This is a genomic window from Bradyrhizobium sp. USDA 4503 (assembly GCF_054055815.1).
In genome coordinates, this window is the sequence record NZ_JBSRXS010000001.1 from 4505416 (window position 1) to 4521125 (window position 15710).

The following is a 15710-nucleotide window of genomic DNA, read 5'->3' on the forward strand; positions in this document are numbered from 1 at the left end:
AATATACATAATGTATAGTCAATCTGACGAAAGCAAGGCAAACCGATGCCGCCGCGCAGCTATGTGAGCCCGGCGCGCAGCGCTGCCGCCGCCGAGACCCGCGAGCGCGTGATCGAGGCCGCCTCGCGCACATTGCGCGACGAGAGCATCGCGCGCTTCTCGCTGGATACGGTGGCCAAGGCGGCCGGCGTGACCCGGCTGACCGTCTACAACCAGTTCGGCTCGCGGCGCGGGCTGCTCGAGGCGGTGTTCGACGAGATCGCGCGCCATGGCGGGCTGCACCAGCTCGCCGACGCCATGACGATGGCCGATCCGCGCGCCGCGCTCGACCGGATGGTCGAGATCTTCTGCGGATTCTGGAGCCGGGATTCCGCGGTCGGCCGGCTGCACGACGCGATGGCGACCGATCCCGAATTCGCCGAGGCCGTGCGTGAGCGCAACGAGCGCCGCCGCCGCGGCGTCACCGGATTGATCGACCGCATCGCGGGCAAGGGCGCGTCACAGCAAGCTCGCAGCGACGCCGTCGACCTGATCTTCGCGCTGACGAGCTATCCGACCTTCGCATCGCTGAGCGCGGGGCGGTCGAGCGATGATGTCTGCCGTGTCGTGCAGAGCGCCTGCCACGCGGCGCTGCAGCCGCTCGCAAACCCATCATCCTGAGGGTCACTGTCAACCGTCATTGCGAGGAGCGTTAGCGACGAAGCAATCCATCGCTCCACTACGCGGTGAAATGGATTGCTTCGCTACGCTCGCAATGACGGGATGGGAGCCGGGTTCGTCGGCTACCCCACCTTGAACTTGCTGTAGGCCTCGCGCGTCGCGATGATGACGTGCTCCTCGCAGCCGTTGCGGCGATGCGGGTCGCAGCGGTCTTCGTAGTCGGCCGAGGTCATCATGTCGATGAAGGCGGCGACGCTCGGGTAGTAGACCAGCGCGAGATAATCCCAGCTCTGGCCGGCCGGCTCGCCGAGGGCGACAGTCTCGGCGCTGCCGGTCCACAACAGCGTGCCGCCGCGCGCCTTGATCATCGGGACGGTGAGCGCGCTGTAGCGCAAATAGGCATCCCAGCCCGAGCCGTCGCCGTCGAGCGACCGCGCGCGAAACCGCATCAGATTGACCATCACGACCGGCGCCTCGCGGTCCAGCTCGTTCAGGCCTTTGACGTTCAAGAGATCGACACCCATCACCCGCTCCCGCCCAAAGCCCGTCACTCCCGCCACATCGGTCCGGCCGCAACGATTATGTCACATCGCGGGACTAGCCTGAAATACCGCCGAGCCGTAAGCTCAGGTCAGCTCTCGGAGGTCAAGGCCGTGATGACCCTTCCAGAACTAGCGGCCGACGCGCTCGGCAAGTTCCTCGGCGAGTACATGCAGCGCCGGTTCGGCTCTTCGCAGACCCAGCTGGTGGAAATGGTGCCCTCGATCGCCCGGATCGCGCTCGAATGCATCGGCAACAGCGACGCGCTCTATCACAATGTCGAGCACACCATGCTGGTGACGCTGGCCGGCCACGACATCCTGCGCGGCCGCGCGCTGCACTCGCATATGAGCGCCGAAGACTATGCCCATGTCATCATCGCCTGCCTCACCCATGACATCGGCTATGTGCGCGGGCTGTTCGAGGCCGACGGCCAGGACGGCTATCTGGTCGAGGCCGACGGCCGCAAGATCATCCTGCCGCGCGGCTCGTCGGATGCGGCGCTGATGTCCTACCACGTCGACCGCTCCAAGATCTTCGTGATGGAGCGGCTCAAGGGCGTCACCCTGCTCGACAAGGAGCGCATCGTGCGTGCCATCGAAGGCACCCGCTTTCCGCTGAGCGCGCCTGATGACGATGAGGATTTCGGCGAAGAGGCCACCCTGCTGCGCGCGGCCGACCTGATCGGCCAGCTCGGCGATCCCCACTACATCCGCAAGGCCAACGCGCTGTACATCGAATTCGAGGAGGCCGGACTGAACCGCCAGCTCGGCTACGATTCGCCGGCCGATCTCGTCGACCGCTATCCGCGGTTCTACTGGGACAGCGTCGCACCGCATGTGCAGAAGGCGATCCGCTACCTCAACATCACCTCGAGCGGACGGCAATGGATCGCCAATCTCTACAGCAACGTGTTTCGCGCCGAGCGCGACATCTCGCTGTCGGGGCCGCAGAGATAGGCAAGGATGCAGCGCAATCTCTCCGCTCGTCGTCCCGGCTTTCGCCGGGACGACATCGAGTATGTTGCGGCATCGAGAGGCATTCATTCACGGTCTCTCAGGATGACGGGTTCTGTTATTCCGCGGCAGTGTGGCTTCCGCGTCAGATTGAGCCCCCGCGCATGGCTCCAATCCGCTCTTTCGTCTTGTCGCGGCGCCGGATTCGGGCACAACATCCGCCCGATAATGACCACCTTGCCCGCACCTGCCACAACCCCACGCCGCTCGCCGCTCAGCTGGCTCAATAACCAGCCCTATCTGCTGCTCAGCCTGACATCGCTGTTCTGGGCCGCCAACATCGTGCTGGCGCGGCATGTCGGCAGCCATGTGCCGCCGGTCACGCTGACCACGATCCGCTGGTTCGGCGTCTTCCTGATCCTGTTGCCGTTCGCCTGGCCGCATCTGAAGCTGGACTGGCCGAAGCTGCGCGGCGCCCTGCCGCTGATGCTGCTGCTGTCCGCGGTCGGCTTCGCCTTCAACAACGCGATCTCCTACTGGGCGATGCAGTATACCGAGGCGCTCAACGCGCTCTTGATCCAGTCGGCGGGGCCGCTGTTCGTGGCGCTGTGGTCACTGATCCTGTTCGGCGTGCGGCTGACGCCGGCGCAGCTGGCCGGCATCGCGATCTCGCTGGCCGGTGTGCTGACCATCATCCTGCGCGGCGACTTCTCCGCGCTCGCCAGCATCAGCTTCAACCGCGGCGACATCATGTTCGGCGCCTCGCTGGTATCGTTCGGGCTCTATTCGGCGCTGATCCCGCGGCGACCGAAGATCCATCAGCTTTCGCTGATCTCGTTCACCACCTGCTGCGGTGCGCTGATGCTGCTGCCGGTGGCGGCCTGGGAGTTCGCCAACGGCGTGACGCTGAAGTTCGACTTGCTGACCGGCGCAACGCTCGCCTATGTGCTGATCTTCCCGTCCACGCTCGCCTATCTGTTCTTCAACCGCGGCGTCGCGCTGATCGGCCCGAACCGCGCCGCGCCGTTCTTCCATCTGGTGCCGGTGTTCGGCTCGGCGATGGCGATCCTGCTGCTCGGCGAGACGCTCGCGCCGTTCCATCTGATCGGCTACGCGCTGGTGCTCGCCGGCGTCATCATCGCCTCGCGCCAAGGGTCCGCCAAGACATCGGCGAAGCGCGAGGCCGTGAACCCATAAATCTGCCGGGCGGACAGCTTGCCAAAGTCTGCTATAGCACCGATAGCGACCAAATTCTGCAGCGCAGCTAAATGACGCGATGGGCCAATAGGCAACTTCGGCACATTTTGACGTACCGCCCAAAGGAACGACATCTCCGTGGACGCGTTTGAAGATGGGCGTCGTGGAGCTAAAACATGGATCGACAAGCCGAAGTCGAACACCTTGCGCAGTCCGACAGGCATATCGCGACCGCCGAGCAACACATCACGAAGCAACGACTTTTACTTGATAATTTGCGGGCGGAACGTCACGACACCAAAGTTGCGGAGGAGATGCTCACGGGCTTTGAGCACAATCTAAAGACGCTGCGTGAGCATCGAGCGATAATTGTCAAAACGATTGAGCAGATCGACGAGGGGCTGGCTTGATCACCGGACGTTACGGTTCGGCCGAATCGGCTCCCTGTTTTCCCCATGCGGGAGCTGGCCAACTAACAAGGTTGCCTTGAAGCCCTTCCTCGGTCTCCTCGATGGCCCTAACGATAAGCTCGCGGTGTTCTTGCATTACCTGTAGATTGGCCTCGAACACCCGCAACGTTTCCTCCGCGAGCTTCGTGTCTTGGCCGCTGCATCGTAGGTTCTCGATCAAGGCCACTTGCTCCCTGATCACGCATTCAGCCTTCGCTACGTGTTTATTGGCAATAGATAGCTGTTGCCGCTCAAAAGAGCGCCGCTCCTGCGCCTTCCTTTTTCTATCGACAGCCGCTTGCATCCGAAAGCCGTCAGGCTGCTGAGGTGATGGTTTTTTGATCTCGCGCTGCTTGGTTTTTGGAATGTTTGGTCGAGGATTTTCCGAAAGCACTTTGCGGCCCAGCGTAATGGCTGCGCGTCCCGACGCCAGGTGACGAGCGTCGTGCTCTCTGTCGAGAGACGAGAGACGGAAAAAGCGGAAACCTGGCAACACCATCCCGGCGCTCCCTGTCGTAGGCGGAAGCGCGACCGGCCCCAGTCGGGGGGACGCGGAACCGCCGCCGACGACAAGGGCACTTTACTGGAATTAGGGCACTGAATACAGCGAAGCGGGCGGCAGTTCACTTGAGGCGCCTTCGCCGGAACGGCGCCCCCCCCCCGCGTTATCTGGCATGGCACAGGACCTTGAGACACTGTTCGCGCGTGCCGACGCCGCTATACAGCGTTCCAGACAGCTGGCGGAGGCTGTTTCTGCAGCGCATAAACGCCTGCTGGACCAAATATCCGCGCGACGACTATTGGGCTTCAGTCCCGCTGATCGGAAGGTGAGGTACCCGCAGGATTTTCCTGAAACGCGCCCTGCCTCTCAGCCGTTTCCAGCCCAAGCTGACGATAGCGGGACCTAGCGCTTTCGGCACGAACGATAGTAGCTCTCACCTCCCGGGCTACCCTTTGGGCCCGTATAAGGTGCTCTATCGCTTCTTCCTTGACGCGATAGCTATCCTCAATAGCGCGGTCGGCGCGCTTGAGCAGATCGTCCATCGCACGTAAAAGCCATGCGGAATGGATTGTTCCTATCGGCCCGGGGCGTTCCTAAAGTCCGTTGCGGGTCATCCGCGACCGGGTCGAGCCAGTAGCAAGTCCGGCCCAGTCCGCTATGCCGCCGAAAGCGGAAGTCAATTCAGAGCATTAGCGAAACGGCACGGGGCGTTGCCAGTTGATGGCGCTGCCCGAGACGTGATTCAAGCTCCGAAAACCGGAGCCTCGGAGCATGCGCTGCGAACTCAGCGACTACGAGTGGACCGCCATCAAACCGATGCCGAACAAGCCGCGCGGTGTTCGGCGTGCAAATGACAGTCGCGGGCATACGGCAAGTAAGGCCGCCTCAGCTGGCGGCCTATTCTCATCCAGCGCACGATTAATTTCCTAGCAGTGGCACAAACTGCACTTTGGTCGCCAGTCATCCCGAGCTAGATTTCAACCCCACGCAGGGGTTGTATCATGACTAGTGACCTACTTTATAGGGCGAGCATTGTAGCGTTGGGGCTGAGCCCCATCGCTCTGGTTGCCATCGTTCTATTTGTTTGAGATCGAGACCGCCCCAGTTTGATGGCCTCTTTCACTTTGCGCGTAACGCGCAACTTCACCGTAATCGACGGTGGGCGCTCTTGGGAGCGCTCCAAAGAAGCAGCCCCAGCGAGGCGACTGGCTGGGGCCGATTTCCCGTGGATTCGTCCATGCGCTGTGGGCAGGTAGTCAGCAATGGACGTTGCGGTAACCGGGATCCACGTCGGCCGTTCCTATCCAAAGAAATGGCCCCGGCGAGGGGGTACACGCTGAGGCCAAGGCGGTTGGATCAATCCATGAGATGACAGGTTCATCACATAAACAGGACGCCGACAACAGGACGCCGACGCCTACGATGAGCGCTACGAACGATATCGCCGCCAACGCCATAAAGGTGTACTCGACGCCATCGTAGTGGCTGAGCCTGAACATGGCGCCCAGTCTGCGCCCGGTTCCGAGCCACCGCATTCGCATAGGCAAGTCAGCGAACTGCCTAACGGCAAAAGAAACGGCCCCAGCACCCTTGGAGGTGATGCTGAGGCCGCTCCTCATTCCATTGCTTGCCGAGCCGCCGCGTCGGTAATCGGGCTAGCCCCTCTGGGCCTGAAAAAATTGTCCTTAATGAAACCGCCTTGCCCAGTGCGGGAATGATCGAATCAAAGCGTGTGCCAGTCAATTAACTTGAGTGAATCAAAGGTAAACAAATCGTCCGGATGCTTAACGGTCGGGGTGTCCTGGTCCGCGCTGCGTCCTAGGACAGCACCATCTATCGAGAGAGCAAGAGCCCTCACCCGGATTGCACTGGACGATGCTTCGCATCGCCAGGCGCAATCCGACCTCTCCCCAACGGGATAGGTGAACCGAGAGCGCGCCAAGCCAATCCAACCAAACCCATCCCGCTCTAGCAGACGCCGAGGAGATGGCTAGCTGACCTTGCGCAAGCCGGCGGATTTGCGTGGCGAATATGGCTTTGCCGCCAGCGTGTCCGTGATGAAGTCGATAAACCGCCTCACCTTCGCCGGCACGTGGTTACGCGAGGCGTAATAGACGTAGAGCGGAAAACACTCGTCGGGCCAGTCCGGAAACAGCTCGATCAGCGCGCCGCTCCTCAGGTGATCGTCGAGGCCGAGATCGATCACCTGCGCGATGCCGAAGCCGGCCAGGCAAGCGCCGAGCTTGGTTCCTGAATCGGTTACGGTGAGCCGCCCGTTGACCGCGACCGGCACGACCTCGTTGCCGCGCCGAAACTCCCAATCGAAGGGACGCCCGGTCGCCGCATCGATTGCATGGATGCACTGATGGTCGCGGCTTGCCAGCTCCCGCGGATCAAGCGGCCGGCCGTGTCGTTCGAGATAGATCGGCGAGGCCACGGTGAGCACGCGCGCATCGAGCACGCGGCGCGCAATCAGCGCCGACGGCACCGGCTCGCCGAAACGCACCGCCAGATCAAAACCGTCGCTGACCAGATCCGCGATCCGGTCGCGGGTCTCGATACGCAGCTCCATGCCTGGATTCTGCAGCAGGAACTCGCTCAGCTTCGGCGACAGCACCATGCGGGAGAACAGCGGGTCAACATTGACCCGCAACCTGCCGCGGACCGCATCGCGCGATTTCGAGGTCTCCGCCGCCGCTTCGCCGATCCCGGCCAGATGCGCAGCAACCCGCTCGCACAGCGCGCGTCCTTCCTCGGTGAGCTCGACGGCGCGGCTCGTGCGGTGAACCAGCCTGGCATCGAGGCGCGCCTCGAGCTTGGCGATCGCCTTGCTGACCCCGGATTGCGTCATGCCGAGCCGTTCGGCGGCCCGGCCAAAACTGCGCGCATCCGCCAGCGCCGCGAGGACCACCAGGCCGCCAACCAGCCGACCGTCAACTTCGTCCATGCCGATGCCTTTCAGTCATCCAAGAGATGACCGCCCAGTCGTAGCACTCCGCCACCATATCGGCCACTGTCGGCGCAGATCACCGGTTCGATCCGGTGCGGCCACCGCCACATCAACCGCCAAGGAGATTTTGCAATGAGCGACATCCAGGCCATCGCATCCGCGATCGATGGATATTTCAACCTGATGTACGACGTCGACGATAGCCGGTTCCGCGACGTCTTCGCCGATGCCTGCATCGTGCACGGCATCCGGGACGGCAGGCACACGGTGCGCTCGGCCGCCGAATTCCGCGACTTCATCCGCAGCCGTCCCTCGCCGGCGTCGATGAAATCGCCGCGCGAGGAGGCCATCATCAGCATCGACCAGACCGCGTCCGACCTGGCCATCGCCAAGGTGCGCGTCAGGGCCGGCCAAACCGGCTTCATCGATCATCTGGTGTTTCATCGGATCGACGGCCGGTGGCTCATCACCACCAAGGCGTTTCACGTCGCGCAGGTCTTTCCGGCGGGATCGTAACGCACTCACGGCCGACTTTCGGAATATTAGAAATATGACACTGATTTGCCCGACGTGTCAAGCCTGGTCGGGCACCGGCCGCCACCGGCTCCTTTGCATGGGGTTGTTTTCGATATTTTTGGCAGCGTGCCCCTGCGACGGCCCGGGAGTGGCCATGCGGCGAAAGGCTGCTCCCGGCACGGCTTCCGCGGCCATGGCGGCCGGGTTAGCTTCGGCCGCAATGGGCCTGTTCAGGGCCTGCGCGGGGGGACGACGACATGGTCATGGGATTGAGACGATACTGCTGCCTGGCGGCCGCAGCCACCGCCGCGCTTGCGGCGATATCCGGGGCGGCACTTGCCCAGACCTATCCCACCCGCAACATCACGCTGGTGCTGCCGTTTGCCGCCGGCAGCGGCACCGACACCACGACGCGGCTGATCTCCAAGGAGCTCGGCGTTGCGCTCGGCGTCGGCATGGTGATCGACAACCGGGCCGGCGCCAACGGCTCGATCGCGGCGAACTATGTCGCCCGCTCCGCCCCCGACGGCTACACGCTGTTCGTCACCACGAACACGACGCACTCGGCCAATCCGTATCTGCTCAAGACCATGAACTACGATCCGATCAAGGATTTCACGCCGATCGCGCGCACCGGCGACCTGCCCTTCATGCTGGTGATCCATCCGGACATCCCGGCGAACTCGGTCGCCGAGCTGATCGCGCTCGCCAAGAAGGAGCCGGGCAAGTACAGCTACGCCAGTGGCTCGTCATCGGCGAGCGTCTCCGGCGCGACCTTCGCGCGCCTCGCCGGCATCGACCTGCTGCATGTGCCCTACAAGAGCTCACCGCCGGCACTGACCGACGTCATCGCCGGCCGCATCTCGATGATGTTCATCGACGTGCCGACCGGGCTGCCGCACGTCAACGCCAAGGTGCTGAAGCCGCTCGCCGTCACCACCAAGCGGAAGTCGGCACTGCTGCCGGACCTGCCGACGATGGACGACACCGTGAAGGGCTTCGATATCACCTCCTGGCAGGGCTATCTCGGCCCCGCCAACATGCCGAAGGACGTCGTGGTCAGGCTGAATGCGGAGATCCGCAAGATCGTCGAGCGGCCGGACATCAAGAGCCAACTCGCCGAGCGCGGCATGGAGGCATTCTCCGGCACGCCCGAGGAGTTCGAGGCATTCCTCAAGGAGCAGCTCGTGCTGTGGGAGAAGCTGATCGCCGACGCCGGAATCGAGAAGCAGTAGGCCCCGGTCATTGCGAGCGAAGCGACGCAATCCATCGATCCGCATGCACGGAAAGATGGATTGCTTCGTCGCTACGCTCCTCGCAATGACGTTTGGGCAGGCCTACAAACCTTACGCCGCGCGCACCTTCTGCAGGAACTCGTCGACCGCGTTGCGCAGCATGCCGGACTGGGTGTCGAGCTCGCGGGCATTCGACAGCACGTCGCCGGCCGCGGTGCCGGTGGCGGCGGCCGCTGACGTGACGCCGCCGATATGGGCGGAGATCTCGCTCGAGCCGGCCGCGACCTGCTGGATGTTGCGCGCGATCTCGCGCGTCGCATCGCCCTGCTGGTCGATCGCGGTCGAGATCGAGGCGGTGATCTCGCTCATCTGCGCGATCGTCGCTGTGATGCCGCCGATCGAGGTCACCGCCTCGCCGGTGGACGCCTGCATCGCGGCGACCTGCGCCGAGATCTCCTCGGTCGCCTTCGCGGTCTGGTTGGCCAGCGCCTTCACTTCAGAGGCGACCACCGCGAAACCGCGGCCGGATTCGCCGGCGCGCGCCGCCTCGATGGTGGCGTTGAGCGCGAGCAGGTTGGTTTGAGCCGCGATCGAGTGAATCAGCTTGACCACCTCGCCGATCTTCTCGGCGCCGGTGGAGAGCGCCTGCACGGTCGCGTTGGTGCGCTCGGCATCGGCCACCGCCTGGCTCGCGACCTCGCTGGAGCGCGCCACCTGGCGGGAGATCTCCGCAACCGAGCTGGAGAGCTCCTCGGCGGCAGCGGCGACGGTGCCGACATTGTTGGAGGCGCTGTCGGACGCAGCGCCGACGGTCGCGGCCTGCGCGCTGGCGTCGCTTGCGGTCGCGGTCATCGACTGCGCCGTGGTCTGCATGCCGGCGGCGGCGGAGGCCACCGTGCGGACGATGCCGTTCACGCTGCGCTCGAAATCGTTGGCGATATTCTCCATCGCACCACGGCGCTCGGCCTCCGCGCGTGCTTTGGTCTCGGCCTCGGCCTGTTCCAGGCCGCGGACGCGAACCGCGTTGTCCTTGAAGACCTGAACCGTGGCCGCCATTCCGCCGACCTCGTCACCGCGGCCGACGCCGGGGATGTCACCGTCGAGCTTGCCGTCGGCGATGTCGCGCATGCGGGCGCCGAGCAGGTTGAGCGGACGGGAGATGCTGCGGCCGATCAGCCAGGCGACTGAGCCGGAAACGATGCCGATGCCGAGGATCGCGAGGCCGAGCAGCCAGGCAATCGGCCGCATCTTGGCATCGATATCGTCGAGATAGGCGCCGGTGCCGAGATACATATCGAAGCCGGGGACCGCGACGGCGTAGCCGAGCTTGCGGATCGGCGTCTCCTGGCCGGGCTTCACATAATCATAGAACAGCAGGATCTCGCCCTTGGCCTTCACGCCGTCCATCAGTTCCTGCGAGAGCTTGCGACCATTGGTCACGATGTCCATGCGATTGGTTCCGACCTGCTTCGGATCGGGCGCCAGCACCGTGATGCCGCTGTAGTCGGTGCCGAACAGATAGCCGGCGCCGTTGTCGTAGGTCAGGGTGTTGGCGCGCTTGCCGAACTCGGCCAGTGCCGCTTCCTTGGTCAGCTTGCCGGCGTCGACATCCTTCTTCAGGCCCGCCGCCATGTTCTTCGCCATCTCGACGATGGCCTTGGCCTGGTCGATGCGCGCATTCATCATCTCCCGCTGCATCAGGTGACCGGCGAGGATGCCGGCCGTGCACAGGCCAAGGAGGGTCACCCCCACCAGAATGCCGAGCTTGGGGGTGATCTTCAGATTTGACAGCTTCACGGGGGTCTCCAGAAGAGGCGGGGAACGCGACGCGATTGGCGGATTGATTCCGCGCACCGTAATGTGAGACCCTTTACCTGATGGTTACGGAGGTTCCCCGTAGAAGCCCGGAGAATCAGGCCGCGGACCAACCGGCAATTGTGGAGAGAACAGCGCGGCTCGCGTACAAGCATGGGAAGGCGGCGACCCAGCCGCGCTCCAAGAAGCAAGAAGAATCAAGATCAAGAAGCAAACCAGCAAGAAGCAAGAACAGCAGACTCACATCGGGAGCAGACAATGTCGAAATTCAGGGTGGTCACGCCGAAGGGCGCGAGCTTCACGGTCGCCGGCGGCGGCTACGATTATGAGCGCGAGGCGCTCGATCCGATCGGCGCCGAGATCGTCGAGGCGCCGGCCAACGAGGCCGAATTCATCGCGGCGGCACGCACCGCGGACGCGATCTACGCCAAGGGCATGCCGATCACCAAGGCGGTCATCGACGCGCTCGAGAACTGCAAGGTGATCACGCTCGGCAGCGTCGGCGTCGACTCGGTCGACGTCAAGGCCGCGACCGCCCGCGGCATCCCCGTCACCAACATTCCCGACACCTTCATCGAGGAGGTCGCCGACCACGCCATGATGCTGCTGCTCGCCGGCTTCCGCCGCCTGATCGAGCAGGACAAGATGGTGCGCACCGGCCGCTGGGCCGAGGGCCGTCCGGCGCTTTTGAAGATTCCGCGCCTGATGGGCCAGACGCTCGGCTTCATCTCGTTCGGCCGGGTCGCTCGCGCTGTGGCCAAGCGCGCCGCGCCGTTCGGCCTCAGGATGGTGGCCTACGATCCCTTCATCCAGGAAACCCTGATGTACGACCACGGCGTGATCCCCTCGACGCTGTCGGAGGTGCTGTCTCAGTCGGATTTCGTCTCGATGCACGCCCCGGCGCGGCCCGAAGTGCACCACATGCTGACCGAGAAGCATTTTCGCCAGATGAAAAAGTCGGCGATCTTCATCAACACCGGCCGCGGCGCCACGGTCGACGAGGAATCGCTGATCAAGGCGCTGCAAGAGGGCTGGATCGCCCACGCCGCGCTCGACGTGCTGGAAAAGGAGCCGCCGTCGCACAACAATCCGATGCTCGGGATGGACAATGTTACCTTGACCGCCCATGTCGCGTCGGCGTCGGCACGTTTTGACGAGGCGCGCAAGCGCCGGGTGGGCTACGAATTGTCACTAGTGCTGCAAGGCATGTGGCCGGTAAGCTGCGTCAACCCGTCGGTGCTGCAAAACACCGCGTTGCGCCGCTGGCAGCCCGTCAGCATGGATCGCGGTCCGAACAGCTAGGGCGGGAATGCGTTTTTCGTGCGGGGCCCGTCTCTTGCGGGCCCTTTGCGCGGCAGGCGCCGAGACCAAGACACCTTCACCGGCGGCCAAACGCCGGGAAGGAAAAAACAACGAAACAATAAGAACGGGAGTGCGAACGACATGAAGTACGAGATCACGCGTCGCGACGCGCTGGTGCTGGGGGCTTCCGCGGCGGCGCTGGCGGTTACCGGCGCTTCGGCGCAGGAGGCGTCGAAGGTGAAGGCAGCCGACGTGGCGGCGCCGTCGCTGCCGATCGAAAAGGACGCCACCTTGCGCATGCTGCGGCCGGTACGCTTCGTCCAGGCCGACGAGGACGTGTTCCGCGCCAATGCCAAGAAATTCACCGACAAGACCGGCGTGGAGATCAAAGTCGACTTCGTCGGCTGGGAGGACATCAACCAGCAGACCGCCGTGACCTCGAACTCCGGCGCCGGCCCCGACATCATCATCGGCTTCGGCGACGCACCGCACATCTATATCGACAAGCTGATCGAGCTGACCGATGTCGCCGACTATCTCGACAAGCGCTATGGCGGATGGCTCACGCTGGCGCGCCGATACGGCATGCGCTCGAAGTCGAAGAGCTGGGTCGGCCTGCCGTTCGGCGCCTCGGGCGGCCCGCTGGTCTACCGCAAGTCGCTGGTCAACGCCGCCGGCTTCGACAAGGTGCCGGAGGACCACGCCGGCTTCCTCGACCTCTGCAAGAAGCTGAAGGCGGCCGGCAAGCCCGCGGGCTTCGCACTCGGCAACGCGGTCGGCGACGGCAACGGCTTCGCCAACTGGCTGTTGTGGTCGCACAACGCCGCGCTGCTCGATGAGGAAGGCAACATCATCATCAACAGCAAGGAGACGATCGCGGCGCTGAAATATCTGAAGGAACTCTATCCGACCTTCATCGCCGGCACCCCGTCCTGGAACGACGTCTCCAACAACCGCGCTTACTCGTCGCAGGAGATCGGCCTGACCGCAAACGGCGTCTCGCTGTATTTCTCGCTGAAGAACGATCCCGCGACCAAGGCGATCGCCGACGACACCGCGCATCAGTTCCTGATCAAGGGGTTGGCTCCCACCTCTCCGATGTCCGGCCTGACCTTGAACGCAATGGTGTTCAAGCACAGCAAGTATCCCAACGCCGCGAAGGCGTTCCTGCAGTTCATGCTCGAGCACGAACAGTACGAGCCGTGGCTCAACGCCAACTCCGGCTACTGGTCGCAGCCGCTGGCGGCCTATGCCGACGCCGCGGTGTGGTCGAGCGACCCCAAGGTCGCGATCTTCAAGGACACGATGCGGAGCCCCTACTACAACGGCTACAAGGGGCCGATCTCGACCGCGACCGGCGCCGTCAACGCCGACTATGTGCTGGTGCAGATGTGCGCCTCGGTCGCGACCGATGCCGCAACGCCCGAAGCCGCAGCCGCCGAAGCCGAACAGCGCGCCAAGCGGTACTTCCGGCGGCAGGGCCGGTAAGATCGACCTCAAGCCGCTGTCATTCCGGGGCGATGCGTAGCGTCGAATCCGGAATCTCGAGATTCCGGGTCTGGTGCTAACGCACCATCCCGGAATGCCCCTGGAAGTCGGACCGAGACAAGAACCTGATGTCTGTCACCACCCTCCCCTCACGCGGCGCGGCGCTGCACCAGCCGGGCTGGCTCGCGCGCCTGTTCGACTACAAGCCGTTCCTGATCGTGATGTGCCTTGCGCCCGCGATCGGCCTGCTGCTGGTGTTCCTCACCTATCCGCTGGGCCTCGGCATCTGGCTCGCCTTCACCGACACCACGATCGGCCAGCGCGGCATCTACATCGGACTTGAGAACTTCCAGTATCTGCTCAAGGATCCCTTGTGGTGGAACGCGGTGTTCTATTCGATCTTCTACACCGCGATCGCAACTTTCGGAAAGTTCGCGCTCGGCTTCTGGTTGGCGCTGCTGCTCAACAACCATTTTCCGTTCAAGAGCCTGATCCGCGCCATCGTGCTGCTGCCGTGGATCGTGCCGACGGTGCTCTCCGCGCTGGCGTTCTGGTGGATCTACGATCCGCAGTTCTCGATCATCTCCTATCTCCTGGTCGACGTGCTGCACTGGCGCGACAGCAATGTCGACTTCCTCGGCTCGCCCTGGCCGGCGCGGTTCTCGCTGATCGCCGCCAATATCTGGCGCGGCATCCCGTTCGTCGCGATCTCGCTGCTGGCGGGGCTGCAGACCATCTCGCCCTCGCTCTACGAGGCGGCGATGCTCGACGGCGCCACCTCCTGGCAGCGCTTCCGCTACATCACCTTCCCGATGATGATGCCGATCCTGGCGATCGTGATGACGTTCTCGATCATCTTCACCTTCACCGACTTCCAGCTGGTCTACGCCATCACCCGCGGCGGGCCGGTCAACTCGACCCATCTGCTCGCGACACTGGCGTTCCAGCGCGGCATCGCCGGCGGCGAGCTCGGAGAGGGTGCCGCGATCGCCGTCTCGATGATCCCGTTCCTGGTGTTCGCAACATTGTTCAGCTACTTCGGCCTCGCGCGCCGCAAATGGCAGCAGGGAGAAGCCAATGACTGACGTTGCAGCCCAATCCTCCAACGTCGCCAGCGCCACGCCCGATACGATGGCGTGGGACTCCCGCGCCCGGCGCGTGGTGATGATCTATCTGCCGCTCGCCTGCTTCATCCTGATCCTGCTGTTTCCGTTCTACTGGATGGCGGTCACCTCGTTCAAACCGAACGCCGAGCTGCTGAACTACAAGGAGCACAATCCGTTCTGGATCACCTCGCCGACGCTCGCGCATATCAAGCATCTGTTGTTCGACACGGCCTATCCGCGCTGGCTGAAGACCACCATGCTGGTCGCGATCGGCTCGACCTTCCTGTCGCTGTTCGCCTCGACGCTCGCCGCCTACGCGATCGAGCGGCTGCGCTTCCGCGGCAGTCCCTATGTCGGCCTCGGCATCTACCTCGCCTATCTGGTGCCGCCGTCGATCCTGTTCATTCCGCTCGCCACCGTGATCGTGCAGTTCGGCTTGTTCGATTCTCCGCTGGCGCTGATCCTGGTCTATCCGACCTTCCTGGTGCCGTTCTGCACCTGGCTGTTGATCGGCTATTTCAAGTCGATCCCCTACGAGCTCGAGGAATGCGCGCTGGTCGACGGTGCGACGCGGTTGCAGATCCTGTGGCGGATCACGCTGCCGCTCGCGGTGCCCGGCCTGATCTCGGCCGGCATCTTCTCCTTCACACTGTCCTGGAACGAGTTCATCTACGCGCTCGCCTTCATCCAGAGCGGCGCCAACAAGACGGTGCCGGTCGCGATCCTGACCGAGCTCGTCACCGGCGACGTCTACCAGTGGGGCGCGCTGATGGCCGGCTCGCTGCTCGGCTCGCTGCCGGTCGCGCTGTTCTACTCGCTGTTCGTCGACTACTACGTGTCGTCGCTGACGGGGGCGGTGAAGGAGTAACGGAGCTTCCGGCGTATTGAAGCGAACTCAATCTATCCCCGTCATCCTGAGGAGCGCGAAGCGCGTCTCGAAGAATCGACGGCCAGCAGCCGGGCCGTACATCCTTCGAGACTCGCCCAGCGGCGC

At 63.7% G+C, this 15710-nt stretch carries 14 protein-coding genes; 10 read left to right on the top strand and 4 right to left on the bottom strand.

The window, feature by feature from the left end; genetic code table 11:
* The first annotated feature begins 45 nt into the window (after window positions 1-45).
* Complete coding sequence (locus ACVMIH_RS21800; protein WP_253625434.1) at window positions 46-660, top strand: TetR/AcrR family transcriptional regulator; 615 nt, start codon at window positions 46-48, stop codon at window positions 658-660.
* 122 nt (window positions 661-782) lie between these two features.
* Here ACVMIH_RS21800 and ACVMIH_RS21805 read toward each other — a convergent pair whose 3' ends face one another.
* Entirely contained in the window at window positions 783-1184 is a 402-nt protein-coding gene (locus tag ACVMIH_RS21805) for a DUF1330 domain-containing protein (RefSeq protein WP_456782591.1), read from the bottom strand.
* A 129-nt stretch (window positions 1185-1313) separates the two neighbouring features.
* Between ACVMIH_RS21805 and ACVMIH_RS21810 the strand changes: the two genes are divergently transcribed.
* The 3 genes from ACVMIH_RS21810 (at window position 1314) to ACVMIH_RS21820 (ending at window position 3763) form a co-directional block, all read left to right on the top strand.
* Window positions 1314-2159 carry a metal-dependent phosphohydrolase gene (locus tag ACVMIH_RS21810; RefSeq protein ID WP_253638667.1) on the top strand — a complete coding sequence of 282 codons (846 nt, stop codon included), beginning with the start codon at window positions 1314-1316 and terminating at the stop codon, window positions 2157-2159.
* Window positions 2160-2384: 225 nt separating this feature from the next.
* Window positions 2385-3353 carry a DMT family transporter gene (locus ACVMIH_RS21815; protein WP_253638666.1) on the top strand — a complete coding sequence of 323 codons (969 nt, stop codon included), beginning with the start codon at window positions 2385-2387 and terminating at the stop codon, window positions 3351-3353.
* 176 nt (window positions 3354-3529) lie between these two features.
* The gene (locus ACVMIH_RS21820) at window positions 3530-3763 is read left to right on the top strand and encodes a hypothetical protein (RefSeq protein WP_253589082.1); all 234 of its coding nucleotides are present in this window, start codon (window positions 3530-3532) and stop codon (window positions 3761-3763) included.
* A gap of 10 nt (window positions 3764-3773) precedes the next feature.
* On the opposite strand, the gene ACVMIH_RS21825 is transcribed toward ACVMIH_RS21820, so the two are convergent.
* Together ACVMIH_RS21825 and ACVMIH_RS21830 are read right to left on the bottom strand one after the other, a co-directional pair.
* Window positions 3774-4301, bottom strand: coding sequence for a hypothetical protein (locus tag ACVMIH_RS21825; protein ID WP_253589081.1), 528 nt, complete (start codon window positions 4299-4301; stop codon window positions 3774-3776).
* 1993 nt (window positions 4302-6294) lie between these two features.
* Window positions 6295-7251: a LysR family transcriptional regulator gene (locus ACVMIH_RS21830; RefSeq protein WP_076829948.1), complete on the bottom strand. Its 957-nt coding sequence runs from the start codon at window positions 7249-7251 to the stop codon at window positions 6295-6297.
* A 135-nt stretch (window positions 7252-7386) separates the two neighbouring features.
* On the opposite strand from ACVMIH_RS21830, the gene ACVMIH_RS21835 reads away from it, so the two are divergent.
* Window positions 7387-7770, top strand: coding sequence for a nuclear transport factor 2 family protein (locus ACVMIH_RS21835; protein ID WP_456782594.1), 384 nt, complete (start codon window positions 7387-7389; stop codon window positions 7768-7770).
* A gap of 263 nt (window positions 7771-8033) precedes the next feature.
* Window positions 8034-9005: a Bug family tripartite tricarboxylate transporter substrate binding protein gene (locus ACVMIH_RS21840; RefSeq protein WP_229160502.1), complete on the top strand. Its 972-nt coding sequence runs from the start codon at window positions 8034-8036 to the stop codon at window positions 9003-9005.
* A gap of 111 nt (window positions 9006-9116) precedes the next feature.
* Here the strand turns inward: ACVMIH_RS21840 and ACVMIH_RS21845 are convergent, their stop codons facing one another.
* Entirely contained in the window at window positions 9117-10802 is a 1686-nt protein-coding gene (locus ACVMIH_RS21845; RefSeq protein ID WP_456863328.1) for a methyl-accepting chemotaxis protein, read from the bottom strand.
* Window positions 10803-11078: 276 nt separating this feature from the next.
* On the opposite strand from ACVMIH_RS21845, the gene ACVMIH_RS21850 reads away from it, so the two are divergent.
* From ACVMIH_RS21850 to ACVMIH_RS21865, 4 genes are all read left to right on the top strand, one after another.
* A complete protein-coding gene (locus ACVMIH_RS21850; protein ID WP_028340530.1) occupies window positions 11079-12122 on the top strand; it encodes a C-terminal binding protein in 1044 nt (347 codons plus the stop codon).
* 141 nt (window positions 12123-12263) lie between these two features.
* Window positions 12264-13610, top strand: a complete 1347-nt coding sequence (locus ACVMIH_RS21855; protein WP_057015596.1) for an ABC transporter substrate-binding protein — start codon at window positions 12264-12266, stop codon at window positions 13608-13610.
* Window positions 13611-13738: 128 nt separating this feature from the next.
* A complete protein-coding gene (locus ACVMIH_RS21860) occupies window positions 13739-14695 on the top strand; it encodes a carbohydrate ABC transporter permease (protein ID WP_026193343.1) in 957 nt (318 codons plus the stop codon).
* Between the two features lie 46 nt (window positions 14696-14741).
* Window positions 14742-15584, top strand: a complete 843-nt coding sequence (locus tag ACVMIH_RS21865; RefSeq protein WP_016840579.1) for a carbohydrate ABC transporter permease — start codon at window positions 14742-14744, stop codon at window positions 15582-15584.
* Window positions 15585-15710 lie beyond the last annotated feature (126 nt).

What these genes read in the sequence shown, in the direction of transcription:
- ACVMIH_RS21825 (WP_253589081.1), bottom strand. Translation starts at nt 4,301, where the DNA reads ATGGTGTTGCCAGGTTTCCGCTTTTTCCGTCTCTCGTCTCTCGACAGA.
- ACVMIH_RS21820 (WP_253589082.1), top strand. Translation starts at nt 3,530, where the DNA reads ATGGATCGACAAGCCGAAGTCGAACACCTTGCGCAGTCCGACAGGCAT.
- ACVMIH_RS21805 (WP_456782591.1), bottom strand. Translation starts at nt 1,184, where the DNA reads ATGGGTGTCGATCTCTTGAACGTCAAAGGCCTGAACGAGCTGGACCGC.
- ACVMIH_RS21835 (WP_456782594.1), top strand. Translation starts at nt 7,387, where the DNA reads ATGAGCGACATCCAGGCCATCGCATCCGCGATCGATGGATATTTCAAC.
- ACVMIH_RS21840 (WP_229160502.1), top strand. Translation starts at nt 8,034, where the DNA reads ATGGGATTGAGACGATACTGCTGCCTGGCGGCCGCAGCCACCGCCGCG.
- ACVMIH_RS21860 (WP_026193343.1), top strand. Translation starts at nt 13,739, where the DNA reads ATGTCTGTCACCACCCTCCCCTCACGCGGCGCGGCGCTGCACCAGCCG.
- ACVMIH_RS21865 (WP_016840579.1), top strand. Translation starts at nt 14,742, where the DNA reads ATGGCGTGGGACTCCCGCGCCCGGCGCGTGGTGATGATCTATCTGCCG.
- ACVMIH_RS21800 (WP_253625434.1), top strand. Translation starts at nt 46, where the DNA reads ATGCCGCCGCGCAGCTATGTGAGCCCGGCGCGCAGCGCTGCCGCCGCC.
- ACVMIH_RS21855 (WP_057015596.1), top strand. Translation starts at nt 12,264, where the DNA reads ATGAAGTACGAGATCACGCGTCGCGACGCGCTGGTGCTGGGGGCTTCC.
- ACVMIH_RS21850 (WP_028340530.1), top strand. Translation starts at nt 11,079, where the DNA reads ATGTCGAAATTCAGGGTGGTCACGCCGAAGGGCGCGAGCTTCACGGTC.
- ACVMIH_RS21815 (WP_253638666.1), top strand. Translation starts at nt 2,385, where the DNA reads ATGACCACCTTGCCCGCACCTGCCACAACCCCACGCCGCTCGCCGCTC.
- ACVMIH_RS21830 (WP_076829948.1), bottom strand. Translation starts at nt 7,251, where the DNA reads ATGGACGAAGTTGACGGTCGGCTGGTTGGCGGCCTGGTGGTCCTCGCG.